24 protein-coding genes are annotated in these 25,964 nt (G+C 67.3%); 7 read left to right on the top strand and 17 right to left on the bottom strand.

Going from position 1 to position 25,964, the window contains the following annotated elements; all coding sequences use genetic code 11:
* Nucleotides 1-12 precede the first annotated feature (12 nt).
* From ACYVNR_RS14710 to ACYVNR_RS14665, 10 genes are all read right to left on the bottom strand, one after another.
* The gene (locus tag ACYVNR_RS14710) at nucleotides 13-1,440 is read right to left on the bottom strand and encodes a hypothetical protein (RefSeq protein WP_461048901.1); all 1,428 of its coding nucleotides are present in this window, start codon (nucleotides 1,438-1,440) and stop codon (nucleotides 13-15) included.
* Nucleotides 1,441-1,454: 14 nt separating this feature from the next.
* The gene (locus ACYVNR_RS14705; RefSeq protein WP_461048899.1) at nucleotides 1,455-2,363 is read right to left on the bottom strand and encodes a type II secretion system F family protein; all 909 of its coding nucleotides are present in this window, start codon (nucleotides 2,361-2,363) and stop codon (nucleotides 1,455-1,457) included.
* A 1-nt stretch (nucleotide 2,364) separates the two neighbouring features.
* Nucleotides 2,365-4,272 carry a type II secretion system F family protein gene (locus ACYVNR_RS14700; protein ID WP_461048897.1) on the bottom strand — a complete coding sequence of 636 codons (1,908 nt, stop codon included), beginning with the start codon at nucleotides 4,270-4,272 and terminating at the stop codon, nucleotides 2,365-2,367.
* A 71-nt stretch (nucleotides 4,273-4,343) separates the two neighbouring features.
* Nucleotides 4,344-5,744: a CpaF family protein gene (locus tag ACYVNR_RS14695; protein ID WP_461048895.1), complete on the bottom strand. Its 1,401-nt coding sequence runs from the start codon at nucleotides 5,742-5,744 to the stop codon at nucleotides 4,344-4,346.
* Nucleotides 5,741-6,913 (bottom strand): AAA family ATPase, encoded by a 1,173-nt coding sequence (locus ACYVNR_RS14690; protein ID WP_461048893.1) that lies wholly within the window; start codon nucleotides 6,911-6,913, stop codon nucleotides 5,741-5,743. Before ACYVNR_RS14690 ends, ACYVNR_RS14695 begins: the two co-directional genes overlap by 4 nt.
* A complete protein-coding gene (cpaB, locus tag ACYVNR_RS14685) occupies nucleotides 6,910-7,680 on the bottom strand; it encodes a Flp pilus assembly protein CpaB (protein ID WP_461048891.1) in 771 nt (256 codons plus the stop codon). Before cpaB ends, ACYVNR_RS14690 begins: the two co-directional genes overlap by 4 nt.
* 72 nt (nucleotides 7,681-7,752) lie before the next feature.
* On the bottom strand, nucleotides 7,753-8,910 hold the full coding sequence (locus ACYVNR_RS14680) for a TadE/TadG family type IV pilus assembly protein (protein ID WP_461048889.1): 1,158 nt from the start codon (nucleotides 8,908-8,910) through the stop codon (nucleotides 7,753-7,755).
* Between the two features lie 41 nt (nucleotides 8,911-8,951).
* Entirely contained in the window at nucleotides 8,952-9,335 is a 384-nt protein-coding gene (locus ACYVNR_RS14675; protein WP_461048887.1) for a TadE family protein, read from the bottom strand.
* Nucleotides 9,336-9,437: 102 nt separating this feature from the next.
* Nucleotides 9,438-9,620, bottom strand: coding sequence for a Flp family type IVb pilin (locus tag ACYVNR_RS14670; RefSeq protein WP_461048885.1), 183 nt, complete (start codon nucleotides 9,618-9,620; stop codon nucleotides 9,438-9,440).
* Nucleotides 9,621-9,743: 123 nt separating this feature from the next.
* The gene (locus tag ACYVNR_RS14665; protein WP_461048883.1) at nucleotides 9,744-9,926 is read right to left on the bottom strand and encodes a Flp family type IVb pilin; all 183 of its coding nucleotides are present in this window, start codon (nucleotides 9,924-9,926) and stop codon (nucleotides 9,744-9,746) included.
* A gap of 217 nt (nucleotides 9,927-10,143) precedes the next feature.
* Between ACYVNR_RS14665 and ACYVNR_RS14660 the strand changes: the two genes are divergently transcribed.
* Nucleotides 10,144-11,541 (top strand): hypothetical protein, encoded by a 1,398-nt coding sequence (locus ACYVNR_RS14660; RefSeq protein WP_461048881.1) that lies wholly within the window; start codon nucleotides 10,144-10,146, stop codon nucleotides 11,539-11,541.
* Nucleotides 11,542-11,574: 33 nt separating this feature from the next.
* Here ACYVNR_RS14660 and ACYVNR_RS14655 read toward each other — a convergent pair whose 3' ends face one another.
* Nucleotides 11,575-12,861: a hypothetical protein gene (locus ACYVNR_RS14655; protein WP_461048879.1), complete on the bottom strand. Its 1,287-nt coding sequence runs from the start codon at nucleotides 12,859-12,861 to the stop codon at nucleotides 11,575-11,577.
* A 243-nt stretch (nucleotides 12,862-13,104) separates the two neighbouring features.
* Between ACYVNR_RS14655 and ACYVNR_RS14650 the strand changes: the two genes are divergently transcribed.
* Nucleotides 13,105-13,863, top strand: a complete 759-nt coding sequence (locus tag ACYVNR_RS14650) for a glycosyltransferase family 2 protein (protein ID WP_461048877.1) — start codon at nucleotides 13,105-13,107, stop codon at nucleotides 13,861-13,863.
* A complete protein-coding gene (locus ACYVNR_RS14645; RefSeq protein ID WP_461048875.1) occupies nucleotides 13,860-14,231 on the top strand; it encodes a DUF2304 domain-containing protein in 372 nt (123 codons plus the stop codon). The genes ACYVNR_RS14650 and ACYVNR_RS14645 overlap by 4 nt, the downstream gene beginning before the upstream one ends.
* A 46-nt stretch (nucleotides 14,232-14,277) precedes the next feature.
* Here the strand turns inward: ACYVNR_RS14645 and ACYVNR_RS14640 are convergent, their stop codons facing one another.
* The 6 genes from ACYVNR_RS14640 to ACYVNR_RS14615 all read right to left on the bottom strand — a co-directional run bounded on the left by ACYVNR_RS14640 (nucleotide 14,278) and on the right by ACYVNR_RS14615 (nucleotide 20,595).
* Nucleotides 14,278-15,243, bottom strand: coding sequence for a GDP-L-fucose synthase family protein (locus tag ACYVNR_RS14640; protein ID WP_461048873.1), 966 nt, complete (start codon nucleotides 15,241-15,243; stop codon nucleotides 14,278-14,280).
* Nucleotides 15,240-16,025, bottom strand: coding sequence for a glycosyltransferase (locus tag ACYVNR_RS14635; RefSeq protein WP_461048871.1), 786 nt, complete (start codon nucleotides 16,023-16,025; stop codon nucleotides 15,240-15,242). The genes ACYVNR_RS14640 and ACYVNR_RS14635 overlap by 4 nt, the downstream gene beginning before the upstream one ends.
* Nucleotides 16,018-17,037, bottom strand: coding sequence for a GDP-mannose 4,6-dehydratase (gene gmd, locus ACYVNR_RS14630; RefSeq protein ID WP_461048869.1), 1,020 nt, complete (start codon nucleotides 17,035-17,037; stop codon nucleotides 16,018-16,020). Before gmd ends, ACYVNR_RS14635 begins: the two co-directional genes overlap by 8 nt.
* Before the next feature lie 103 nt (nucleotides 17,038-17,140).
* A complete protein-coding gene (locus tag ACYVNR_RS14625; protein WP_461048867.1) occupies nucleotides 17,141-18,076 on the bottom strand; it encodes an NAD-dependent epimerase/dehydratase family protein in 936 nt (311 codons plus the stop codon).
* Nucleotides 18,073-19,227, bottom strand: a complete 1,155-nt coding sequence (locus ACYVNR_RS14620) for a glycosyltransferase (protein WP_461048865.1) — start codon at nucleotides 19,225-19,227, stop codon at nucleotides 18,073-18,075. The genes ACYVNR_RS14625 and ACYVNR_RS14620 overlap by 4 nt, the downstream gene beginning before the upstream one ends.
* A 60-nt stretch (nucleotides 19,228-19,287) precedes the next feature.
* A complete protein-coding gene (locus ACYVNR_RS14615; RefSeq protein ID WP_461048863.1) occupies nucleotides 19,288-20,595 on the bottom strand; it encodes a DegT/DnrJ/EryC1/StrS family aminotransferase in 1,308 nt (435 codons plus the stop codon).
* Between the two features lie 86 nt (nucleotides 20,596-20,681).
* On the opposite strand from ACYVNR_RS14615, the gene ACYVNR_RS14610 reads away from it, so the two are divergent.
* From ACYVNR_RS14610 to ACYVNR_RS14595, 4 genes are all read left to right on the top strand, one after another.
* Entirely contained in the window at nucleotides 20,682-22,016 is a 1,335-nt protein-coding gene (locus ACYVNR_RS14610) for a hypothetical protein (protein WP_461048861.1), read from the top strand.
* Nucleotides 22,017-22,581: 565 nt separating this feature from the next.
* A complete protein-coding gene (nhaA, locus tag ACYVNR_RS14605) occupies nucleotides 22,582-23,946 on the top strand; it encodes a Na+/H+ antiporter NhaA (protein ID WP_461048859.1) in 1,365 nt (454 codons plus the stop codon).
* Between the two features lie 85 nt (nucleotides 23,947-24,031).
* Nucleotides 24,032-25,306: a hypothetical protein gene (locus tag ACYVNR_RS14600; RefSeq protein WP_461048857.1), complete on the top strand. Its 1,275-nt coding sequence runs from the start codon at nucleotides 24,032-24,034 to the stop codon at nucleotides 25,304-25,306.
* A gap of 148 nt (nucleotides 25,307-25,454) precedes the next feature.
* Complete coding sequence (locus tag ACYVNR_RS14595; protein WP_461048855.1) at nucleotides 25,455-25,958, top strand: phage holin family protein; 504 nt, start codon at nucleotides 25,455-25,457, stop codon at nucleotides 25,956-25,958.
* Nucleotides 25,959-25,964: the final 6 nt, after the last annotated feature.

Below are 25,964 nucleotides of genomic sequence, written 5' to 3'. Positions count from 1 at the left end.
GGGCTGCATCCGTCAGCGCTTCAGCAATTCGTAGCCACCGGCTCGGTCGACGACCGCCCAGCGCTGCTCGGCCACGAGGCGAGGTGTCACGCTCGCGGCACTCGGGAGAACGGCATACGTGCACCCGACCTCGTCGGGATAGCTTTGCCACCGCTCACCCGCGGCGACGAAGGCCAGATAGTGCTGGATGTGCTCGACAGTGTAAAGCTCGACGCGGGTGTCCATCGTCGGCTTGAGTCCCGGGTGCTCGAGCATGAGCCAGCCCCCGTCCACTTGGTCGTTGCAGACCACCGCGCCCGCCGGGATGCGCGACAGCGCAGTGTCCAGCGCGTTGGGCCCGATTCCGGGAGCAGCGGCGACAGCGGAGGCGAGCACGGCGGACGCGCCCAGGGCAGCCGCGCCGGCCAGCCCGACAGCCCAAGCCTCGCGTCGAGGCGGTGCCGCCACCTGACCCTGCCGGGTCAACCGCTGCAGCGCCACAGCTGCAAGAGGGGCCAGGATGACAGCGGCGATGGCGATGGTGCGCGCCCAAGACAGCGCGAGTACCAGCGCGAACAGCGTCAGGAGCACCGTGGTCCACTCCTTGGCGACGCGCCTGGCTTGGTCGACGACGACGAGGACGACGAGCGCCAGTGCCGCCAGCACGCCGGGATCGCCGAGCCCCGGCGGCTGCCACTCGCTGATCATGGAGGTCACGCCCCCGACCTGGAACGGAGACGTGAACAGGCGTGGGCCGACGGGCGTGAGCCCCGCCACGACGACCGAGAACAGCGGCACGAGGCCGAGCCGGGCAGCAGTCCTCGTGTCGATGCGCCGCTCGGCGAGGAGACCCATGACGACGCCCACACCGACGACGGGTCCGAGGAACCACATCCCGTGAGCGCAGGCCCAGACCCACGTCATGGGCACCAGCCACCAGCGCACCCGCAGGTCCCGGCGGGTCTGCAACCAAGCGCTCGTCGCGACTGCGGTGAGCGCGAAGGTGACGAGCTGGGGACGCGGCGAAAGGCTTCCGGCCATGGCGACGAACACCACGGCGGCGACCAGCGCCGTCACCAGGGCCGAAGCACGGCGCCGACAGGAGGCGAGGACCGCAAGACCGACCAGTGCGGACCCCAAGCAGAGCAGCCAGGCCACGCCCGGCGGCCCCGCCAGCGCGTACACGCGGTGCATCAGGACCTCGGGCAGCCACTGGTTGAGGATCCACGTCTTCTCGGTGGCGGCGCCGAACGGGTCCGTGAGCACGAACCGGCCTGTCTGCCACAGGTGCTCGCCCGCAACGATGTGCCAGAAGGCATCCGGGTCCTTGACCGGGCCGAGCGGCTTCAGGGTGAAGAGCACCAGGATGCACGAGGGCAGCACCCAGCCGATGCGGTCGCCCGGCGACAGGCGATCTTTGCCGACGCGGCCAAGCTCCTTCGCCTGAGTTGCGACAGCCACGGCAATCTCGTCGGTCAGAGGGACTGCATCATCCGGATGCCACCCGGGCCGATGATGACGATGAACAGTGCGGGCAGGATGCAGAACATGAGCGGGAAGAGGATCTTGATCGTCACCTTCTGCGCCTGCTCCTCTGCCTTCTGACGTCGCACGAGGCGCATGTTCGCGGTCTGCTCGCGCAGCACGCCCGCGATCGGCAGCCCGAGTCGGTCGGCCTGGACGATCGCACTGACGAAGTTCTTCACCTCGGCCAGGGTGACCCGGTTGCCCATCGACGAGAACGCTTCCCCGCGCGACTTGCCGATCTGGATCTCGGAGAGTACGCGCGCGAACTCGCCCGAGATCGGGCCTTCGATGTTGCGGGCCACCTGGAGCAAAGCCGCGTCGAAGCCCTGGCCTGCCTCCACGCACACGCTCAGCATGTCGAGGGCATCGGCGAGGCCCTTGCTCGTCTCCTCCTGGCGGCGCAGGGCGACGTTCTTGAGCAGCAGGTCCGGGAGGAAGAAGAGGGCAACCCCGCCCCCCAGGCCGTAGGCGATGCTCACAGCCTGGAACTGACCGTAGAAGGCGCCGAGAACCACTCCGACGAGAAGGGCCGCGCCCTTGACGCCGAGGAAGCGCTCGACTGTCCATCCGGCGGGGTTGCCTGCCTGATCCAGCATCGCGGTGTAGCGCTCGTCAGTGCCGGCCGGCGACAGCGCCCGGGCGAGGCCTTTGGTCCGGTCGAGGATCGGTGCGACGAGGCGGTCCTTCGCGGCGAGCTCCGTCGTGACGACGCTGCGACGATCGACGGTGTTCTCGATGAGCATCAGCGACTTTGCGACGCCGCGGGGCTCGCCCGGGCTGAACCTGATGCTCAGCACTGCGATAAGCAGACCCAGACCCACCAGGACCGCACCGATATACACGTAGCTCAGCGTCATCTCACACCTCGATCTGCACGACTTTGCGCATCCACACGATGCCGATGCCGAGGGAGACGAGGCCGAAGATGCTCATGAAGATGCCCGGCGTGGTCGTCCACAGCAGGGCGACGTACTCGTAGTTCGCGCGCATCATGTAGAAGAACAGGAAGATCGGCAGAGCGATGAGGATGTACGCCGACAGTCGTCCCTCGGCGGAGAGCGTCCTCACCTGCCGGAAGAGGGCCTCCCGCTCACGCAGCGTGCCGGCGGTGGTGTTCAGCGTCTCGGCGAGGTTGCCACCGACCTCGCGCTGGATGCGAATGGCCATGACCGTCCAATGCATCGACTTGCTCTCCATGCGATGTCCGACACGCTCCAACGAATCGCTGATGTCGGTCCCGATGCGCGTCTCCGCCAAGGCCCTGCTGAACTCCTTTCCAGCCGGCTCGGCGGCGTCACGGGCGACGGCCTCGAGTGCCTGTGGGAGCCCGAAACCACTGCGCAGGCTGGTGGACACGAGCAGCAGGATCTGGGGCAGCTGCGCCTCGAACTTGCTGGCCCGACGTGCGGCCGAGATCCGGAGAAAGGCCGGCATGGCGACGAGTCCGAGCAGGGACCCGAGGACCACTCCGAAGAGCTTGGTCTCGCCACCGAAGACGAGTCCGAGTGCGGCGCCGACGATCACAGCGACGATCCGGAGCACGAGCCACTCGCCAGCCCGGAACGGCAGGTCCGCTCGTTCGATGAGGGCCATCGTCTTGCTCGTCGACTTGCGGTCCTTCATGACCCGGTCGCCCATGTCGAGAAGCTGTGCCGTGATGGTGCTCTGTGCCGCCTTCATGTCCTTGCGCGACAGGGTCGTGATGTCTCCGCCGACGTACGCGTCGATCGAGGCGAGGCGACGCTCCCGCTTGGTGTCCAGGCTCGGCATTAGGGTGGTGGACAGCACGACGAAGAGGGCGAGCGCCAACAGCCCCGCCGCCATCAACGGCGTCGAGTCGGTGATGGCGGCGCCGAGCCCAACGGCCGATGCCTGGCCCTGCTGCTGCGGCGGGGCCGCTGGTGCAGCCGGTGCCTGAGGGAGGGTCGCCGCTGTGAAGCTGATCTGTCGGCTGAACGTAAAGCGCGTTGTGCCCGCCGCCCCTGCCACGTCGTAGCGGTGCATTCCCCAGAGCGGCTTGGGAATGGTGACCGTGAACTGCACCTGACGGTTGAGCGCGCGGGCCGAGGACGCGAAAGCAGCGGAGACACCGGCAGCATCGTCGGCGGACACCACTGAACCGCCGTTGGCTCGGGCGAACGCTTGAAGGGCAGCGGTGGCGTCGGGCTCGTTCGACTTGAACCTCACGACGTCGACGCGAATGTCGCCGGCTTTGACCTTCGTGATGGCGTCGCGCTGGGCCTTCGCCTTATCCGTCGCGACCGTATCGGCGCCGTCACTGAGCAGAACGATGCTGCGGTCGCCGGTCGCTCCGAGCGCCGTGGCGGCGCTCTGCATACCGGCATACAGACTGGTGTCGCCACGGGCGGCAAGACCGTTGATGACGCGCTGCGCCGCGGCTCGGTTGAGCGTCGGCTTGAGGTCGACCCCGGCGGTGCTGGCGAACGCGGCGACCCCGACCTTGACGTCGGCCGGGACCGTCTTGAGGTAGGTGGCGGACGCACTGCGGACGGTGTTCATGCCTTGGGCGCCCATCGACCCGCTGGTGTCGATGACCAGCATCGCCTGCCGTTCGACCTTCTGCGGCTGCCGGAGCGACACGGGGAAGGTGGCGCCGTCGACCTTCACCGTCAGACCGCCCGATTGGATGCGCGCATCACTCTTGCTGTTGATCGTGATGACGCCGGAGAGAGCGGAACTCCCGCCTGTTGAACTGGCCCTCACGCTGCTCAGTCCGACGGTCACCGGGTCGGCCGCCTGCGCCACGCCTGGCTGCAGCACGACGAGACCGGCCACGAAGGCGGCCAGCCCGCTGAGGAGGCGTCGGGCGCTGAGGCTCATGCCATCGACCGCGCGAAGAGGGAGACCGGAAGCTCGACGCCGACGTCTGCGAGGTCGGATGTGAACTTGGGCCGGATGCCGGTGGGCTTCAGCCCACCGAGGAACCGACCGTGCTCGTCACGACCGGCGCCATAGTCGAACGTGAAGATGTCCTGGAGGGTGATGACGTCGGACTCCATGCCGACGACCTCGGAGATCGCGACGATGCGACGCGAGCCGTCCTTGAGGCGTGACTGCTGCACGATGAGGTCGACGGCGCCCGAGACCTGCTCGCGGATGGCTCGCACGGGCAGGTCCACTCCCGCCATGAGGACCATCGTCTCGAGACGGGCGAGGCTGTCTCGCGGCGTGTTGGCGTGCACGGTCGTAATCGAGCCGTCGTGGCCGGTGTTCATGGCCTGCAGCATGTCGAGGGCTGCGCCGTCACGGATCTCACCGACGATGATGCGGTCGGGTCGCATACGCAGGCAGTTCTTGACCAGCTCACGAATGGACACCAGGCCGCGGCCCTCGATATTGGCGGGTCGTGCCTCGAGCCGCAGGACGTGTTGCTGCTGCAGCTGGAGCTCGGCTGCGTCCTCGATGGTGACGATGCGCTCGTCGTGTGGCAGGAAGGAGCTGATCACGTTGAGCGTCGTCGTCTTGCCCGAGCCGGTGCCGCCGCTGATGATGATGTTGCGGCGACCCTTGACACAGGCGTCGAGGAAGTCGCGGACGTTGGGCGTGAAGGTGCCGAAGGAGATCAGGTCCGCGGCGGTGAATGGATCCGCCGAGAACTTTCGGATCGTCAGCATCGAGCCGTCGAGCGCGATCGGTGGCACGACGGCGTTGACGCGCGAGCCGTCAGGGAGGCGGGCGTCAACCATCGGGCTCGACTCGTCGACGCGACGTCCGACGCGACCGACGATCTTGTCGATGGTGCGCCGCAGGTGGGACTCGTCGGAGAACCTCGCGTCGACGGGGAAGATCTTGCCCGAACGCTCGATGTAGATGTCCTCCGGACCGTTGACCATGATCTCCGAGACCTCGGTGTCACGCAGATAGGGCTCCAGGGGTCCGTGGCCGAGGATGTCGTCGGAGACGTCCTGCGCGATACGGGTGCGGTCGGCGTGCGACAGCGGGGTCTGCTCCGAGTCGATGACCTGCTGCAGCGTGGTGCGAACCTGCGTGGCGAGTTCGCTCTCACTGAGATTCGGGTCGTAGAGCCGCGGCCCCAATGAGCCCACGAGCGCCTGGTGGACGCGTTCCTTGACATCGGCGAACGGGTCCACTCCACGGCGTCGAGCAGGCTCACCGTTCGCGGCGCGAGCCTGGGCCTGGGCCTGGTTGGCAGATGCGGGCTCGCTGAGCTGGCCTGCCTGACGGACCCGGTCGAGGCGCTCGGCCAGGTTGCTCATCGCTTGCCTCCGAACAGGCTGAAGCCACGCTTGGCACCGTTCTGGAGGTCTTCACCGAAGCGGCGGCGGATTTCTTGGTCAGCGAGGTCGCGGATGGCGAGCGAGACCGGGTTGCGCGGGTCGTCAAGGACCAGTGCGACACCGCGGTTCACCGAGGCCGGAACCGTCAGGCTGTTGGGAACGTTCGCCGAGATCTCGGCCTTGAGGGCCGTCTCGACGTCGTCGGGCTTGAGCCCCACCTTCGCGTCGGAGCGGTTGAGCACGATGGTCCGCGCCTCCTTCGAGGCACCGAGCGTATCGAGAGTGTTGATCGCAATGCGGAGGTTCTTCACCGCAGGAATGTCGAGCGTCGCGATGAGCACGGTGAGGTCGCTGACGTCGAAGGCAGCGAGCACGTGCTCGGTGAACGACGGCGGCGTGTCGACGATGACGTAGTCGTACTGGCCCCTGGCGACGCGGAGCAGCTCGATGACGACGTGCGACGGGACACGCTCGGCATCGGCCGGGTCCGGCGGCGCGGCGATGACGTCGAGTCCACTCGGCTCGTGACGCGTGACGACTGACTGCACGCCCTGGTCGTCGAGATGACCGCTCATCGCGACGACGTCGCGCACCGTGCCATGGGGCTGCAGCTGCAAGCTGATGGCGACGTCGCCGAACATGAGGTCGAGGTCGACGAGGAGCGTCTTCGCGCCGACCGACGCGAGGTAGACGGCGAGATTGGTCGACATCGTCGTCTTGCCGACCCCTCCCTTCGCGCTGAAGACCGTGATGATCTTGCCGTCGCGGCTGCCGACCTGGGTGCCGTGCCCGGTGAGCTGCTGCGTCAGCGACAGCGACCGGCGGACCGCATCGGCAAGGGCGTTCTGGTCATCGGCCTGGACCACCTCACGCACTCCGCTACGCAGCGCCTGCGCGAGCGCGGTCACATCGAGCCGGTGGCGAAGCAGGATGACACCGAGCTCGGGCCGGTCGACGCGCTCGCGCTCGGCCAGCTCACAGGCCTGGTCGAGATTGATGTCGGGACCGATGACGACGAGCGCCTGGTTCCGGTCCTCCTCGAGCGCGCGGCTCACGCGCGGCGCCGAGTCGAGAGGAAGGACGTCACCCCCGAGGGCGAAGCGGTAGGTGTCGAGGGCAGCAGGGTCGAAGTCCCAGAGGATGGTCATGGCTTGGTCACCGCGTCTCGTAGCTGAAGGTCCGTGACCTCGTTGGACGGGTCGAGCTTGACGTCAGACCCACGGAGCGCTGCGTAGAGGTCACGGTTCTTGATGGCGTGGATGAGAGAAGCAACATCGGCCGGCTTGACGGCAACGGTGATCAGGTAGCCGCCGCTGGCTCCCGCGGCGGTCACCGGCTGGCCTTCGACGGGCGGCTGGGCCGCTTGGCCCGAAAGCGGCGCGTCGCCCATGGCGATGACGAGCACGTCGGGCACCAGCAGGCTGGTTCCCTTCACGCCGTTCGCGTTGATGACCTTCGCTTCTGGCGTATCGGTCAGATCCTTGATCGTGTAGGTCTGGAAGAGCGCGATGTGCGACCCGGGGGTGACGAACTTCCCGACGCGGGCCGCCTCCGAAAGGCTGAAGGAGACAGCAAGCATCCCGCTGGGAATGTCGATGGCCTTGACGCCCGGAAGAGTCGTGCCGAAGCGTGCGGCGAGCAGGAACTCCCCCGGGGCGATGTCGGACAGGGCCAGCAGCGAGTTGTTGTCCGCATTGATCTCCTGGAGCGCCCCGACCGGCAGGGCCTTGGCGCTGACGGCGGTCTGTGCGATAAGCCCGGTGCGCTGGGCGTCCTTGAGGCTGGTGCCGGAGCGGATCGGTCCCTGAGCCACCCACACCGGAGCGGGTGACTCGCCGGCGATGGCACGGGCGTCCGCGTTTCGCGCGTACGTGATGACCAGCGCGCCCCCCAGGACGGCCAGGGCGAGCGCCACGACGATGGCGATTACTCGACGGTTCATTCGGGAGTCCCCCCAGAGAAGAAGTTCATGATGGTTCTCGTGTGGTCAGCCGGCGGGCGCCACAACGGTGGCTCCGCGGGATGGTCCGCTGCCGATCACGGTGCCTGCCGGCAGGATCCCGGTCGTGAACCAGCCCCAGATGTAGGTGACGGAGCCGTTGCACTTCCCTGTACACAGCCCGGACGGTTCCTTGTACTTCGCGTAAGACTGGTCCGGCTGTGCGGCCGCGACCTTGACAAATCCGGCGAGAAAGAAGGTTGCGATCCCCTCCAGCTCAAAGACGGAGCTCGACCCGGTGCCGCTGGCCGAGATGGCGATGGGGAGGGCAACCTCGGTTCCCACATAGCGGGCGAGGTCCGCGTTGTCCTTGCAGTTACTGGGGAGCGAACCGGTGTCGCCGCCGACCGTTCCGGTGGAGTTGAAGGAGGCGTCGCACGGCTCGTTGGCAGCAGTCCAGCCGAACCCACCCGGGTAGTCCTGGCCGTTTGCATTGACGCCGCAGACGTTTGTGGTGTTCTCAGCACTGTCGTGGGCCAGGATCGCGACAGGATAGTTTCCAGCGCTGATCTCGCTCGGCACGTCGGTGTTCTTGTCGAACGGGGCCGTCGAGTAGGGCGGGCTCGGTGCGTACCTCTTACCGGGAACGCCGGCCGCATCCTTCGTCGCGTTCGCCCACTGGCAGTAGCCCATGGTAAGCGGGAGCGTGGCGCCGGTGTTTCCTGCCGGACCCCAAGCAGCCCGCGCACACGCTCTCACTGTCGTGCCCGCGGGGTTTCCCGTCAGTGCGCGAGCAAAAGGCGTCGTCAGGGACGATGCCCCAGAAGCTGTCTCCGTGACGGTGCGCGTCTCGACGTAGGTAACGCCGGCCGCGAGGGTCGAGGGAGGACAGTTGCCCAGATCCGAGATGTTTCCTACGCCACACGGGGTGAGTGCCGCGACGTTGTGACCGCAGACGCTCGCAACTGTGGTCCTGCTGTCTTTCGCGTTCGCGTTGGCCAGCGGCTTCAGCGAGGTCACGGCGTTCGAGTCCGACGCACATTCGGCCAGACTCTTTGCGCAACTTCTCGCAAGGGCCATCGAGGTCGCATCGGCACCGTTCTGTAGCTGTCGACGCTCGGACATGATGGCACCGACGTCCACGCTGATAGCGAGCATGCCCATGATGACGCCGCTTGCGAGCAGGACCGTGACGATGGTCGCCACGGCCCCGTGTTCCTTGGTTCGCCGCATCCGGCGACGCAACCTCACCCACCACATCGCATGACTCCCGTCGAGGAGACGAACTGACTGCCAGACCAGGTGCCACGCACCATGCGAATGGCGGGTCCCATGACGATCCAGCTGAACGGCACCTGCACGTTGACCGAGGCGTCCGCCGTGGACCCGGTCGCGCAGGTACTGATCGGAGAGATCGTGATGGAGGCCGCCCCCACATTCGGGAGCGCGGCCTTGACCCGGTCAGTGATCACTGGAACGGGATCGGGAGTCGGACCACGCGTGACGATGGCGACACGGGCCCCCTCGCGAGCCGCGTTCGTAACCTCGATCTGCGCGAAGAAGTAGCGACCGAAGTCAACGATGCCGGCGATGACGACAAACAGAACGGGAAGGACGATCGCGAACTCCACGGCTGAAGCGCCCCGCTCAGCTCTGGCCATGCCCGATCACCCCTCCCCTCGCAGTTGTCGTGCGGTCCGGCGCCCCCCGCGGCCCGGACCTCGTACTCGGTGTCAGACCTGGTCGGCGACGTTGTTGAACGTCGTCGAGAGCTTGTTGCCGAGCAGGGTGACGGCGGCGATGATCACGACGGCGATCAGCGCGACCATCAGGCCGTACTCGACAGCGGTGGCTCCACGCTCACGGTCCAGCATGGACGCGACCTTGGTCTGGATCTTGGCGGCGAGCTTGGTCATGTTGTTCTCCCTGACTATTAACCCCGAAGGGCTGGTTTCTCTGTTGGTGATTGTCTGTAACACGCCCGCGCCAGCGTCGCGGGCGTGAGACCGTCCCCTCGGTCTCGCGCCCGCGACAAACGCTCAGACCTGGCTCGCGACGTTGTTGAAGGTCGTGGACAGCTTGTTGCCGAGAAGGGTCACGGCGGCGATGATCACGACAGCGATCAGCGCGACCATGAGGCCGTACTCGACTGCGGTGGCGCCGCGCTCGCGGTCGAGCATCGTCGAAGCCTTGGTCTGGATCTTGGCTGCAATCTTGGTCATGGTGAAGGGTTCCTCCCGGTGATGCAGGGCCACCCGATGTGCCCCCCGCTGAAGGAAGATTAGGTGGCGGCACAAGTGGCGTCTCGAAAATGGTTGAACTTGTCATCTGAATCCCAAAATTCTCCTTTCGGACACCTCTAGGTGGCACGGTTGGGGCGTGCCGAGCCCCTGCTCGACACGCGCTGCAGGCGACCCGCCCACTCATCCCGGAGGACCGTTGTCCGAACGTCCCCGCCCCGACAGCACCTCGGTGCAGCGGCCGCCGGCCCTCGGCGTGCTCGTGGTCATCGGGCTGCTGACCCTCGCCGCCGCCTGGTTCACGGTCATCGGGTCCGACGCCCTGTGGCTCTCAGCACTCGGCGACGACATCCGCTCGACGCGTGCCATTCCGAATGGAATCCCTTTTGCCGCAGCCCCTTCCGATGACTGGGTCAACACCACCGCACTGGGACAGGTGGTGTTCTCGCTGCTTCACCAGGCGGGCAGTGTGGGCGTGGTCGTGGCCCAGGTGGTGGTCGTGGCCGCCATCCTGGCGACCTTGGCCACGAATGCGGTGCGGTGGGGCGCTGGGCCGTCCGCGACTTCTGTGGCGCTCGTCGCCGTCGCCGTGGGCGCCGCTCCGCCTTTGCTCATCGCCCGCGCCCAGCTGCTCTCGCTCCTGCCGTATGCCGTCCTGCTCGTCCTCATCAGGCGTGACCACGAGCGCCCCTCCTCTGCACTCTGGTGGAGCGTCCCCCTCGTCGCAGTGTGGAGCAATCTGCACGGTGCCGTGCTGGCCGGCGTCGCGGTGCTCGGCTGCTACCTCACCTTCTCTCGGCTACGCCGGCTCCCTTTCAGCACAGTTGGTTTGGGCGTCGCGGTCTTGGCCGCTACGTGCCTCAACCCGGGACTGTTGCGGGCCCCGAGCTACTACGCCCGGGTTTTCGGTGGGGAGGCGACCAGGGACGACTCGGGAATGTGGAGCCGGCTCACCCTCTCCAACCCCTTCGACATCCTGCTCGTGCTCGCAGTGGTCGTCCTTGGCGCGATGGCGTTCAGTCGCCGCCGGCCGACGTGGGAGTACGTCGCAGCAGGAGGCCTTGCTGTCGCCACGGTGAGTGCTGCGCGCCACGGCATCTGGCTCGTGCTCCTCCTCGAGGTTCCGGCCGCCGTGTCCCGCTCGCGCGCGACACGGGGTGCCGACGGCCTGATGCCGGCGGTCCCCGCGAAGCGCGAGTGGCGAACTCCGACAGCTGTGGCTCTCGTCGCCTTCCTCATGGCGATCCCGGCCGTGCTCGCACTCCGGGCGCCACAGTTCCAGGCCTCGGACTACGAAGCTGCACAGGTCGCTTCGGCAACCAGCGGGCAGGTCACGCTCGTCGCAGAGCCGTTTGCGGAGTCCCTCGCCGCGGCCGGTGCGAAGGTGTGGGCAAGCAACCCGCTGGACGCGTTCCCGACAGCCGACCAGGCGGCATACCTGGCGTTCATGAGGGGCGACTCGGTCGGCGCCGAACGCGCCCTTGCCGGCGCAGAAATCGTCGTGGCGCGCCCCGGCTCGGCGCAGGCGCGCATGGCCGTCGCCGCCGGGATGACGCAGGGCACAACCGTTGCCGGCTACAGCCTCTTCACGCGCTGACTCGCCTGCGAGGACCGCAGCCATCCAAGGAGGTCAGGGGGCGGGCCGCAGCTCGGTGGTCCACACCACGATGATGTTGGCCGCATACCAGCGTTGGCACAGCACGAGAACTAGCAGCACGACGCCGACCCAGATCATGTTGCGCCGGGTAGCTTCTTTGGGCGTAGCGGCCAGCATGACCGGCAGGGTCGGTGTCAGGATCAGGTAGCGCAGGACCGCCGGAAGGATCGGGGTCATCGCAAAGAGGAAGGCCGGATAGGCGACCGACCACGCTCGAAGCTCCGGAGCCCAGGCGTTGCCGGTGCGGCTGAGCATGAGCAGTGCGATGAGCGCCAGGAAGACGGCGATGAGGACGGGGCCGCCCACGCCGAAGAGGTGGTAGGCGTCCTCGAACCACCCGAGGTAGAGGCTGCGCTGGCCCTCGCTTCGCGCGAGCCCCGCCTTGGTTCCGATAAAGAGGGATGCCAGCAGCATCCACGACACGAGCCCGAAGACGCTCATGAAGCCGAGGAAGATTAGCGAGGCGGCCTCCCTGCGCCGTGACCGCCAGAAGGCACCTTCGGAGCGATAGCGGAGGTAGCCGTGGACGAGGACCACGAGCAGGAAGGGGAGGGTCACGATCCGCGTCATGGAGAGGGCGAGCAAGGCAGCCGACGCCCACAGGTAGTGCCGGTCTGCAACGAGATTCAGCGCCGCGATCAGGAACAGGAGGGCGACGGACTCGCTGTAGCCGATCTGCAGGAGAGGCGCGCTGATGAAGAACGACGAGAAGAGCACGGTCGCCGTCGCCAGGAAGGCGCCGCCCGTGCGGTGCACGAGTCGGTACAGCAGGATCATCGCTGCCGCGCCAGCGAGACAGCTGACGATCGTCGCAGCGACCGGGAACGACAGGTTCGTCAAGGACATGAGCAGACGGACCACCATCGGGTACGCCGGAGGGAAGGCCCAGGTCCACAGCGTGTTTCGCGTGTCCGCGGCACTCGCGCCGGGTGTCGGTAGCTCATAACCATCCGTCGCGATCCGCCGGTACCACTGAGCGTCCCAGTTGGACACGATCCCGAGGTAGCCGGGGTCCGCAGGCGTCGGCTCGTACACGTAGTAGTCGAGACGCGTCCGTGTGAGGGCGACCTGGTCCTGCGCGGCCAGGGCGAGGAAGACCGTGTCCACGACGCGTGAGGCCGCGAAGATCGACAACGGCACCCACCACCGCAGCAGCCAGGTGCGCGCGAGCACCAAGAGTCGCACAGGTGCGGCAGCCTTGGTGCGCTGATGCACCCCCTCGCGCACCGGGGGCGCCTGTGGCGGTGTTGCCTCGCGCATGTGGTCCCCCTCGACGTACGCGTACCTCTGGCTCGAGCTCTCGAAGAGTCCCGGCAGGGCCTCATCGAGTCGCAGACGCCGTGAGCCTAGGCGACGGGGTCACCGTACAAGGCCGCTTCGCACATTTAGCTTGTTCCGTTGAGGCCGATTTGTCCGTTCGCCGGACAAGAGCGACGAGTGCGATGCACCATGAGCGCGGACGCGATCCGCCGGGGGGCGGACGACACGACTTCTGGGGGGACGATGGCTGCGAAGGAAGACCGTAAGGGCGGGTGGGCGACCGATCCACGCGTGCTGGTCGTCATGCCCGCCTACAACGAGTCCGCGGCCATCGCGATGGTTCTCTCAGAGGTGCTCGAGAGCCTTCCGGAGTGCGACGTGCTCGTGGTTGACGACGGGTCGGCCGACGACACGGCTGCCATCGCGCATCTCTTTCCTGTCAAGGTCGCTCGACACCCCTTCAACATGGGTGTCGGCGGCGCGATGCGTACGGGGTTCAGGTACGCGGCCGCCCACGGTTACGACGTCGTCGTGCAGGTCGACTCCGACGGCCAGCACATCGCGGCGCAGGCCCGGACTCTCATCCAGGCCACGACGTGCTCCGACATCGTCATCGGCAGCCGGTTCGGTGCGGGCGCCGACTACGAACTGCATCCGGTGCGTGGCGTCGCCATGCGCATCGTCGCTGGGCTGATGAGCCGCGTCGTCGGCAACGTCCTGACCGACTCGACCTCCGGCTTCCGGGCCTTCTCCCGGCCCGCCATCGAGCTGTTCGCGGACCACTACCCCTGCGAGTACCTCGGCGACACGGTCGAGTCGCTCGTGCTCGCCCGTCGCTCCGGCCTGCGGGTCAGTGAGACCGGTGTCGTCATGCGCCAGCGCGTCGGTGGGCGCCCCAGCCAAGGCACCGTGTCGTCGATCGGCTACGCCGGTCGTGCGGTGGCGACGGTGTTCCTGGGCATGGTTCGGGCGAAGCCGGTCGTGCGGGGTGCGCTGCCGTGACCGGTGGATTCGGTTTCGCCGTCGCGGGCGCTGCGCTCGTCGTGCTGACCATCTTCGAGATGGTCCGGCGACGCTATATTCGGGGCCGGTTCGCCGTGACGTGGACCCTCGTCGGCGTCATCACGACCGTCATGGCCCTCGCTCCGGGCGCACTCGACTGGGCGGCCCGCGTGGCCGGCGTCGCGATCCCCCTCAACCTGCTCTTCTTCATCGGCTTCCTCGGGCTGCTGCTCATCCTCATCCAGCTCACGGCCGAGTTCGGACGACTAGAGAAGAAGCTGCTTCGTATCGCCGAGGACGCGGCCCTGCTCCGGCTGCAGGCCGAGGCGCGCGACGCCCAGTCGGACACCTCGCAACCTCGCGAATGACGGGGATCCGGGGCGGACGGAGCCGACCTTCCGCCGCCCAACAGGATTAGCGGCGCGCTGTGGCCGCGTGGTCGGCGTACCAGGCGTAGGCCTGTTCCACCCCAGGACGCAGCTCGATGCTGGATCGCCAGCCGAGCGCCTCGAGACGCGACACGTCGAGCAGCTTGCGAGGGGTGCCGTCCGGCTTTGATGCATCCCATTCGATGTCGCCGGCGTAGCCCGCCACTTCGGCGACCAACCCAGACAGCTCGTGGATCGTCAGGTCGCGCCCGGTGCCGATGTTGATGGGTGACGGTTCGTCGTAGTGCTCGAGGACGTGGAGCACCGCGGAGGCCAAGTCGTCAACGTGGAGGAACTCGCGGCGCGGAGAGCCGGTGCCCCAGTTGGTGACGGTGGTCGCGCCGATCTCGAGGGCGTCGTGGAATCGACGGATCAGGGCTGCCAGCACATGCGAGGAGTCCTGCTCGTAGTTGTCCCCGGGGCCGTAGAGGTTCGTCGGCATGGCGCTGACCCACGAGCGGCCGTGCTGGCGTCGCATCGCCTGCACATGCACGACACCGGCGATCTTGGCGATGGCGTACGCGTCGTTCGTCGGCTCGAGCGCCCCCGTCAACAGCGACGACTCCTTGATCGGCTGCTCCGCGAACTTGGGATAGATGCACGAAGAGCCCAGCAGGAGAAGGCGATCCACGTCGTACGCATGGGCGGCGTCGAGGACGTTGACCTGGATGCGTACGTTGTCGGAGAGGAAGTCGACCGGGCGCGTGCTGTTCGCGAGGATGCCGCCGACTCTGGCGGCCGCCATGACGACGTAGCGCGGCCGCGTCTGTTCGAAGAACTCGAACGTCGCGTCGCGGTCGCGCAGGTCGAGCTCAGCCGAGGAGCGCCCGACGAGACCGCTGAAGCCCTCGCGCTCGAGGTGGCGCCAGATCGCGCTCCCGGCGAGTCCACGGTGCCCCGCGACGTAGAACGGGGCGTCGCGCTGCAGCCGCCCGCGGCCGGTCTCCGTCATGCGCGCCGCTGCCGGGCACGCTTGGACAGCTGGTCCGAGACGAGGTTGATGGCGATCCGCACTGGACGCTCCCACACGAACGCGAGTGGGCGGACGGCGCGGGGCAGGTGTCGGCGCCGCACGGTGTCGCCTTCGGAGATGGACACGTCGCGGTTGGCAACTGTGAGGGCGTCCGGGTGCCACCGGTACTTGGCGACGCGCTGCTGGGTGCTGATGAAGGAACCCTGGGCGCGGAGCCGTAGGAACATGTCGAGGTCCATGACGAAGCGCAGGCCCTCGTCGTAGGGCCCGACCGCTCTCATGGCGGAGAGGCGGGTAAGCGAGGCAGGCTGCGGAATGAGGTCAGGGCCCCAGGCCAGAACCCGTCTGGCCCAGCGGCCGGCCCGGCTGACCGCGAAGACCTTTCCCTTGTCGTCCATGTAGTCGCAGGCACCGAAGGCCACGACCGCACCATGATCGCGCTCGAGCATGTCGACCAAGGTGCCTAGCCCTGAGGGGTGCAGCTCGTCGTCGTCGCCGATCCAGGAGAAGTACGCCTCGCCGTTGGCGGCAGCGATGCCCGCGTTGACCGCGGCGGACAGCCCCCGTCGCGGGTCGTCGACGAGGACGGCACCGTGCTCCTGGGCGATCGCCCGCGCTTCCTCAGCGGCTGGGGGCGCTACGACCACGAGGGTCGTGCTGACCCGCTCTTGGGCGCGCAGACTGGCGAGTGCCGGGCCGAGCGTGTCCAGCCTCTCGCCAAGAGTCGGGACGACGGCAAGAACTGCTCCCCGCTCAGCCATGCGCCCACGCCCGGTGGACCCACGGCGAGCCCTCAGTCTCCAAGGCACCCATGTCGGCGTCCACCATGATCCGCGCGAGGTCGGGCGTGTGGACCTTCGGCACCCAGCCGAGCGTCTCGCGTGCCACCGTGGCGTTGCCGATGAGGGCGTCCACCTCGGTGGGTCGCAGGTAGCGCTCGTCGAAGCGAACGTACTTCTGCCAGTCGAGCTCCGCGTGGTCGAAGGCAAACTGGACGAAGTCACGGACCGAGTACGCGCTGCCGGTGGCCACCACGTAGTCGCGAGGCTCGTCGTGCTGGAGCATCAGCCACATCGCCTCGACGAACTCTGGGGCGTACCCCCAGTCACGCACCGCGTCGAGGTTGCCGAGGTACAGATCGTCCTGCAGCCCGGCCTTTATGCGGGCGACGGCCCGCGTGATCTTGCGCGTCACGAAGGTCTCGCCGCGACGAGGGCTCTCGTGGTTGAAGAGGATGCCGTTGACGGCGAACATGCCATAGGCCTCGCGATAGTTGCGCGTCACCCAGTAGCTGTAGACCTTGGCCGCGCCGTAGGGACTGCGAGGGTAGAAGGGCGTCTCCTCGTTCTGCGGCGGGGGCGCCGCTCCGAACATCTCCGAACTCGAAGCCTGGTAGAAGCGGCACTCCAGCCCGATCATACGGATCGCCTCGAGCAGGCGGATGGTTCCGAGGCCAGTGGTGTCGCCGGTGTACTCAGGCTCGTCGAAGCTCACGCGCACGTGCGACTGCGCCGCGAGGTGGTAGACCTCGTCCGGCCGGACCTGCGCCAGCAGCGTCACCAGACGGGAGCCGTCGGTGACGTCTCCGTAGTGGAGGAAGAGCTTGGCGCCGGACTCATGGGGGTCGACGTACAGATGGTCGATTCGCGTGGTGTTGAACGTCGAAGCGCGTCTGATAAGCCCGTGCACCTCGTACCCCTTCGAGAGCAGGAGCTCGGCCAGGTAGGAACCGTCCTGCCCGGTGATGCCGGTGATCAGGGCACGTTTCGTCACTTCTCATCCTTCGTACTCGTGGCGCAGGAATACTGGCGCCGGGCGGCGGGCGGGCGCCTCGTCAGCCTACCCATCGAGGTGTCGTCGCAATGGTGCAAATCAGTCATCTCGGCTTTGGCGTCGTGGTCGCAGTCGCCGATGCTGCAAGGTCACGCATGGTCTCGTCGAGCGTGTAGGCAGCGGTCCAATCGGTATCAGTGGTCAGCCGCGTGATGTCGGCGACGAAGACCGGCTGATCACTTGCCCGAAACCTTCCGACGGCCCTGCGGATCTCCACACGCCGGCCGAAGGCGGTGACGAGGCCATCGAGCATCTGACGCATGGTCCTGCCCACGCCGCTGCCGACGTTGTACGCCTCTCCGGGCCGTCCATGCTCCGCGAGAGCGGCGTAGGCGGAGGCGACGTCACGCACGTCGAGATAGTCACGAACGACGTCAAGGCTGCCCACCTCGAGGGTTGTAGCTCCGCTCGCGAGCTGAGCGGCCCAGTCAGCCAAGGCGTAGGCGCCGACGTGGCCAGGCCCCGTGTGCTGAAAGCCCCGGGCGACCACGAGGTCGATGCCCGTCTGTCGCCACCACTGGAGCGCAATGGCTTCCGCAGCAGCCTTGGACGCGCCGTACGGCGTGAGCGGCCTCAGAGGCGTGTCCTCGGCGACGCATTCGCCGCCATTGGCAACGAGTCCGTAGGCGAAAGCCGAGCTGGCCAAGAGGACGCGCGGATGGAGGCCGCTCGCCAGGACCGCGTCCAGCACGGACGCCGTGCCCAGGGTGTTGGTGCGATACAGCATATGAAGGTCTGGCGTGGTCACGGTGTCGACGATGGCCGCGAGGTGGTAGACGACGTCCGGCCTGCAGCTCTCGACCAATTCGCGAACCCGTGCCCACTCATCCAGGCCCACCACGTGTTCGTCGACCCCCGGGACGCCTGCAGCGCGACTCCGCACCGTGCCGGTGACGGCCCACCCAGCCGCCACGAGCTGTCTTGCGAGATGACGTCCGGTGAACCCGCTCACCCCTGTGATGAGCGCGCGGCGGCTCACCTCACGGCTCCGAGGACGGCGTCGACAACAGAAGGCCACGTGTAGGTCCGCTTGATACGCTCCCGGCCCGCCATCCCCATCGCCGTAGCTCTAGCGGGGTCGGCCAAAAGCTCCGCCAGTCGCGCTCCCGTCGTCGCGCTGTCGGTCGGGTCGACTAGGTATCCGCTGATTCCCTCCTCGACGTCCTCGTCCGTGACCCCGCTGCGAACGACGGGCGTGCCACATGCCAGGGCTTCCTTGACGGGCAGGGACATCGTCGTGGCGCCCGAGCCGGCCGACGTGCCGGTCTGCAACAGCACCGTACCCATGGAGTACGCCCGGGGGAGATCCTCGAAAGGGAGGAACCCCCCGAAGACGACACGGTCGGCTATACCAAGCGACTCGGCAAGGCGATGCATCGCCCCTTCTGCGGAGGGGTCCTGTCTGGTACTGGTCACCAGGAGCCCTGCCGTCGAACTCAACTGGGCACAGGCTGCAAAGGCCTTGAGCGCGAGGTCGGTTCGCTTGATCGGCGAGAAGTCCGTCGAGTGGACAATCCACGGCCCCGGCCCGAAGCGAGCGGTCAGGTGAGCCACCTCGTCCGCGGCATACGGTCGGAAAAGTTCGGTATCCACACCTGCATACGCAGGAATCGCGTCGGAACGACCGTAGGTGACCTCGATCTGTCGTCGCGTCGACTCGTTGAGTGTGACCACGGAGTCGGCGCCGAGAATACCCGCCCGGTCCAGGTGGCCGTAGGCGACACGAAGCCCTTTGAGCAGCAATCGTTTCGGAACGGGGTACATGCCAATGACCTCTCGGTCGTGGAAGAACGGGAAGGGCTCGAAGCACAGGGAAACGTGCCTCACCTTCTTGTCCCGAGCGACCCGGCCCGCGAGCCATGGCATGGGGAAGAAGCTCGTTACGATGACGTCGGCGCTGGCAGCGTGCAGCCCCACAGTTTTGAAATCACGCCAAAGGTGAAACGGGAACAGCGCCCAGTACCCAAGGCTCGTCGACGTTCGGCCACCCACCTCGTGGAGCGGAATCCCGGCTTCTGCATAGCGCTCGCGCCACAGCGGGGAGGCCGACTCTACGAGCATCTCGATCGATCGCTCAGCTGCGATGCGGCGGGCGACCTCGAAGATGTACTTGGTACCCCCTGTGGGCAATTGAAAATGACTGTGCACCCAAAGGATTCGGCCTGCTGGACCGGTCTCTGCAGTCACGGTTCAGGAGGCGTCGGCGAAGAAGGACCGGAAGCACGCCACGATATGGTCCAGCTGCTGCCGGCTCAGGTTCGGGTGGTTGCCGACAAAAAGACCCCGTTCGCCGACCTGAGTGGCACCGCCCAGATGACCCACGGTCCTGTGTGGGTTGTCCCGGAACGCCGGTTGAACGGCAAGGTTGCCGGCGACTATGGGGCGGGTTGCCACCCCCCGCGCCTCCAGGTGCGCACTCAGCCTGCGTCGGACGTCGCCGCTCTCGGTCATGACCGTGAAGCCGAACCACGTACTGCGCCCGCCGCGCTGCTCGGTGACAAACTCAAGGTGCTCCGACAGATCGCTCATTGCGGCGAGGAGGTACTGGGCATTGGCTCGTCGACTCGCATTGAACGAGTCCAGGCGCTTGAGCTGGACGAGACCGAAGGCCGCCTGCAACTCCATGGGCCTCAGGTTGTAGCCGACGTTGACGAACAGGAACCGCGGGTCAATCCAGGGGTTGGCCGCCTCGACGTCAGTCCGCTTGACCATGTCTCGGGTCCATCCGTGCGCGCGGATCGAGCGGGCAAGGTCGGCGATCCGGTCATCGTTCGTGACAAGCATCCCTCCCTCGATCGTCGTGATGTGGTGCGAGAAATAGAAGGAGTATGTCCCGCACTGGCCAAAGGAACCCACCATCCGCCCGTCGATTGAGCTTCCGAGCGACTCGCAGGTGTCTTCGATGACCCAGAGGCTGTGCTTCGCGGCGAATTGCATGAGGGGCGCCATGTCGATCGGGTTGCCCAGCAGGTGGACGGGCATGATGGCTCTGGTGCGGTTCGACAATGCCTTTGAAAGGTCATCCGGTCTGAGGTTCAACGTCTTTGGGTCGATGTCCACGAGCACCGGCACACACCCGTGCTGGAGGATCGGAGCGATGGTCGTGGCCCACGTCACGGCGGGAACGATCACCTCGTCGCCGGGCCGCAGGGCGCCGGGGAGCGAAGTGTTCGACAGCACGGCCAGCGCGAGCAGGTTCGCCGACGACCCGCTGTTGACCATCACAGCGTGACGGGAGCCAACGAACGTCGCGAACTCTCGTTCGAACTCGCGCACGCGTACCCCCATCGTGACGTTCTGCTCAAGCATCGTCGCGAGCGCCCCTCGCACCTCATCGGCGCCATACAGGGGTACCGACAGCGGGCACGAGTTCCCGGGCATGGGCTCGACGAGGTCGAAGTACTCCTCCAGAAGCGCACCGATCTCGCGCTCGATGGCGTCCCGCCTCCGCACCCGAATGTCAGGAGCGGTCGCGGCTCGTACGTCTGATCCAGTCACTCGCGTGATGCTACCGAGCAGGTGTCACATGAGCAGGCATAAGCGACAGACCCGCATAATTCGGGGGCTCTACTCGCCTGCCGTCTATGGTGGCGCAATCGGCCGCGGAGGCCGCGACGCTGCTCCGAGAGAAGGGGTCGACGCAGGTGACAGACGTGGGGGCGGTGCGGCGCAGTGTCAGTGATGTGACGCTGGGCAACGTCGCAGTCGCAGCGTCCGTCGTGGCAATGCTGGCTGCTGGTCCACGCGTTCTCGGCCTTCAGCCGTTCGTCGGCCTCGCACTGGCGTGGACGGCCACGACCTTGTTCGGATACGGGCTCGCCATGCCGACCGAGCAGCTGTTGAGCCGACGGTTGAGCTCAGGGACAGACCCACGGATCGGCCCACCCTGCCGCCGGCTGCTGTCGATGGCAGTCCTCGTGTCCGTCGTCACCGGTTTGTGGGCGGCGGGCTCCCCGGCCGCAGACGTTTACCCGGCCATGTTGCCGGCAACCTTGCTCGGCGTCTGGGGCTGGGTAGTCGCCAGCATCGTGCGAGGAAGGGTGGCCGGGCAGGGCGACCTGCGCAGCTACGCGTGGCTGTTCGGGGCCGAGGCCATGGGACGTTTGGCGCTCGTGGGCGGTTCACTTCTCATGCCCGCGGCGGCACCTGCGCTAATCGGCGGCGCCATAGGTCTGCCCATCCTCCTCGCGGGGGCCCTCGGCCTGTCGCGGCTCCGGGGGACCCCGAGCAAGGGACCGGACATGCTTGCACGTGCGGCCACCCCCAAGAGAACCAGGAACGCCGCGGGTACACGCGCCGCGGACCGGGTCGAGCACATCGGCTTCGTCCTGGTAGCCGTCGGATATCAGGTCTCCCTCAACGCCGCGCCGATCATCCTCGAGCGAAGGTTGGGCGGGACACCGGAGTTCGAGGCTGTCGGCGCCTTCGTGATAGCCAACAGTTACTACCGCCTGGCCTCAGTGCTCGCCGGCGGGTTCGCCACGCCCGCCCTCATCTCCTTGAGCCAGACTTGGGCTCGCCGAGACGCACAGGCCTTCGCCCGACACCTGAGGCGGGCCGTCATCGGCGTGACACTGGTTGCTTCGGCCGCGACCATGCTCGCCGCGGCGCTGTCGCCACTAGCGCTGCCCCTGTTTTACGGGCGTAGCCCGGAGCTCGCCACGGTCGTGACGATCGCCTTGGCCAGTTCAACTGTCGTAGCCACAGCGGCCGCGGTGACGGGAACGGCGTTGATGGCAAGTGGGAAGGCAGCCACCGCCGCGTGCTGCTGGCTGGCAGGCAGCCTCGCCCTCACCGCCCTGATCGCGGCGGACAGCGACCTGTCGGTGATGACAGCAGTAGGTCTGCTCGCCGGTCCGTGCCTTACGTTGTCCGCTATGTCCGCAGCAGTACGACGAACGTCCGGACGCGTGCGCTGACCTCGTAAGGAACGATGGGCTGTCCAAGATCAGCCGGCTGGACGTTGGCCCCGACGGCGGCGCCAAGATAGCACCCGCCTCGGGGTCGCGATGGCTGCCCGCTTCTCGTCCTGCCGCAGCTGCTGGAGCATCGCCCTAGGCTCCGGAGGCGGCCAGTCCCGTGCTCGGGGATCGGTGGTGTCCATGTAGAACTCAGTCCACCCATAGTCGTCGCGATAGCGCAGATTGCTGTTGCCGACATAGTACCAGCCCGCGGGCTTCTCGTTCATCGTGCCCCCAAAGGTTTAAGACAATGTCATCTGGGGCTCCCCTCCCCAGCTCACTGTAGAACCCTCAATCACACCCAAAAGGTGGTTGTCTGATAAGTCCGATTTGACCGCGTGGCAAGACTTTTCATTTCTGCACACCGAGAGGTCTGGCCTCAGGGCGCTGCGTCCGCGACTCAACGTCGCTAGCGCGCAGCCGGCTCTCCCATACAATCGGGACTGGTCCGCTCCCCTTGGCGACCGATGGTGTGCCGGGAAGTCTGGTCGGCGTCCGACGACGCAACCCCGAAAGGCCGGACATGGCAGACCAACAGCACCGGGCCGCAAGACCAGCCCTGCTCGGGCGCCAGTCGCGCCGCGAAGTTCGCTACGTCACCGAGCTGCTGCGCACCGAGACGGTCGGTGGCGCCGTCCTTCTCACCTCCGCCGTGGCCGCCATCGCCTGGGCCAACTCGCCATGGGCAGATGCGTACGCCAAGTTGCGCGACACGGTCGTCGGGCCGTCCTCGATGCACCTCGACCTGACGCTCGGCGCCTGGGCCGCTGACGGGCTGCTTGCCGTGTTCTTCCTCGTCGCCGGCATCGAGCTGAAGCGCGAGTTCATCGCAGGGGACCTGTCCGACCGGCGGCGAGCCCTTCTCCCCATCGCCTCGGCGGCCTGCGGCGTTGCGCTCCCCGCCGCGATGTTCGTCGTAACCGCCATTGCCGTTGCCGGTGACAGCTCCCAGACGGACGGCATCCTTCGCGGCTGGGCAATCCCCACCGCCACCGACATCGCATTCGCTTTGGCCGTGCTCGCGGTCATCGGAAGCCACCTGCCGAGTGCCCTCCGGTCGTTCCTGCTGACGCTGGCCGTCGTCGACGATCTGATTGCCATCACGATCATCGCGGTCTTCTACACGGACCAGCTCGGGTTACTCTGGCTCGCCGGGGCCGTGCCTCCGCTGCTCGTCTGGCGCGTGCTCCTGCAACGCAAGATCACCCATCCAGTGGTGCTCACTGTGCCCGCCCTGCTGGCGTGGGCGTTCGTGCATGCGAGCGGGGTCCACGCCACCGTCGCAGGAGTCCTTCTCGGCCTCCTGGTGCCGGTGAACCGCGAGGCTGAAGACGATCCAGCCCGCCGATCACTCGCCGAGAGACTCGAGCACCGGCTCAGGCCGTTCTCAGCAGGCGTCGCCGTGCCGGTCTTCGCGTTCTTCGCGGCGGGAGTCACCGTCGGCGGAGGACAGCTCGCGGCGGCGCTGCGTGACCCAGCTGCCGTCGGCGTCGTCGTGGGGCTCGTCGCGGGCAAGACGGCGGGGGTAATGGGCGGGACCTGGGCGGTGGCGCGGTTCACGCGGGCCGAGCTCGACCAGGATCTGGCTTGGACCGACATCTTCGGTCTATCCCTCCTGGCGGGCGTTGGGTTCACGGTCAGCCTGCTCATCGGCGAGCTGGCGTACGGCCCCGGCACCGAGCGCGACCAGCACGTCAAGTTGGCTGTCCTTTGCGGGAGTGTCATCGCGGGCCTCTTGGCAACGGCCGTCCTGCGGATGCGCAACCGCCACTACCGCCTCCTCGAGCTGAACGAGAGCGCCCGTCGGGTACAGAACGGCGTGCCGGACACCCATCGGGGGGCTGACGGACGAAACCCCCGCCAAGCCAAGGGGCAGGACGTGCCGTAGGCCGACGCTGCTGTTGCGGCGGGCCATCCGGTGTCGCCTGTTCCCCAGAGCTATCCTGCCGCGTACACCGAGACGGGAGACGCAGGTGAGCCACAGGCTGGCGAGGCCGCCATGGAGCTGGAGTCGCGCGTCCGTCGCGCTGGCACTCGTCGTCGGCTACCTGGCACTCCGCGCCCTCAACCTGGGGGAGCTGTGGTTTGCGTCGAGCTCACAGGCCGCAAGCGGTGCCGCGAACCCCCTCGGTCGCCCGAACACCTACTTCGTCCACAGCACGTCTGCAGCCTCCCCGGGGCTGAGCGGCGTCCTCGCCAACTGGGACGGCCAGTGGTACGAGCGCATCGCCACCGATGGCTATCCAACGGCGCGAGAGGCTCGCTCCGACAACGACCGCTGGACGTGGGCGTTCCCGCCGCTCTTCCCTATGGCCGCGCGGCTCGTCATGGCCATCACTGGTCTCGGCTTCCCGGCGGCGGCGCTGCTGCTCAACCTGGTTCTCGGGGGCGTCGCCACCGCGCTGCTCTACGGCCTCCTCCGACGGTGCGTAGGCTCCGGCCTGGCGGTCGCGGCTGCCTTGAGCCTCAACGTCTTCGTCTCGGCGCCGCTCTTCGGGCTGGCCTACAGCGAGCCCGCAGCTCTGGTCATCCTCCTCGCCACGCTGTGGGCGACGGTCGCCCGGCGCTACTGGGTGGCCCTCGCGTCTGTCATCCTGCTCGCGTTCACGCGGCCGGTCGCCGCGCCGCTGGCCGCGGTCTTCGTCGCCCACTGGGTGATGCTGTGGCGGTCGCGACGTAGATCCACTGTCAACTGGACAACCCACGTCATGGTCGCCGTGTGCGCGATCGCGTCGCTGGCCTCACCGTTCCTCTGGAACGCGGTCGCAGGGCGTTTGTCCGGGTCGAGTGGCGGGAGATCCGAGAGCGCCAACGGGGCACTTTCCGGGGTATCCCGCGCCTCGTCGATGCTGAGTACGTTCGAGTTCGGCTGGTTCGGGGGACTCGCGCGCACCTTGGGCGTCGGAGGCGTAATCGCCCTGGCGGTCACGCTGACAGTCGTCCTGCTCCTCGTCACGCGAGCAGCCCGGCACGTGCGCTGGCCGCCCGAGCTGACCGTGTGGGGAATCGCTTACACGGCGTTCGTGGTGCTGGTGACTCCGTTGACGCCCGGAATCCTGCGCTACCTGCTCCTCGCCGCCCCCCTGCTCGTGGGCCTTCATGTCGTCCTGCTGACCTGGGGGAAGCGGCTCGCGGGACTCGTCGCATTCGGCGTCGTAGCCGCGATCGGCCTGTGGAGCCAGTGGGTCTGGATCCGTTATCTCTACATCCTCGATCCGGCACCAGCCCTGCTTCCGTGGGCGCCCTAGCGACACGGCATACCCAAGCTCCCACTTGCCGGCGGATGGGTATGAGGCACGCGAGCCGCCAACCACGGGCCGGGACCGACCGGACTGCACAGTAGGGTGGCAACCGAAGGCGCGCCCGCGCCGACATCGAGCACCGAGGAAGTGAGCCATGAGCACGGATCCCCGGCAGGAGCGGACACTCGGCCAGCTGGTCGCGTCTGCAGCACAGGACATCTCGACGCTCGTCCGTAGTGAGATCGCCCTGGCCAAGGCCGAGGTCTCGGTGCAGGTCAAGAAGGCGGGGGTCGGCGGCGGACTGCTCGCGGCAGCGGGCGTCATCGTCTTCTACTCCGTCTACTTCATCTTCATCACCATCGCCGAGGGCATCGAGGCACTTGGCCTGCCCCGTTGGCTCGGCTTCCTCATCGTGACCGTCTTCATGCTGGTCGTTGCCGGAGTCCTCGCGATGCTGGGCGTCCGCAAGATGAAGACCGTCAAGCCGACGCCCGAGAAGACGATCGCCGAGGCCCAGACCACGGTCGCCGCGCTCAAGTCGGCCACCGAGCACCCCGGCACGGTCGTGCCCGCTGCGCGTCCCGAGTGGGACCGCAAGGACATCCCTGCCTCGGCGACCGCGCCGACCGCTCAGCCCGACCCGTCTCGCGACGTCTGAGACCCG

The organism is Terrabacter koreensis, assembly GCF_054783315.1.
This window is presented reverse-complemented; position numbering and strand designations above follow the sequence as displayed.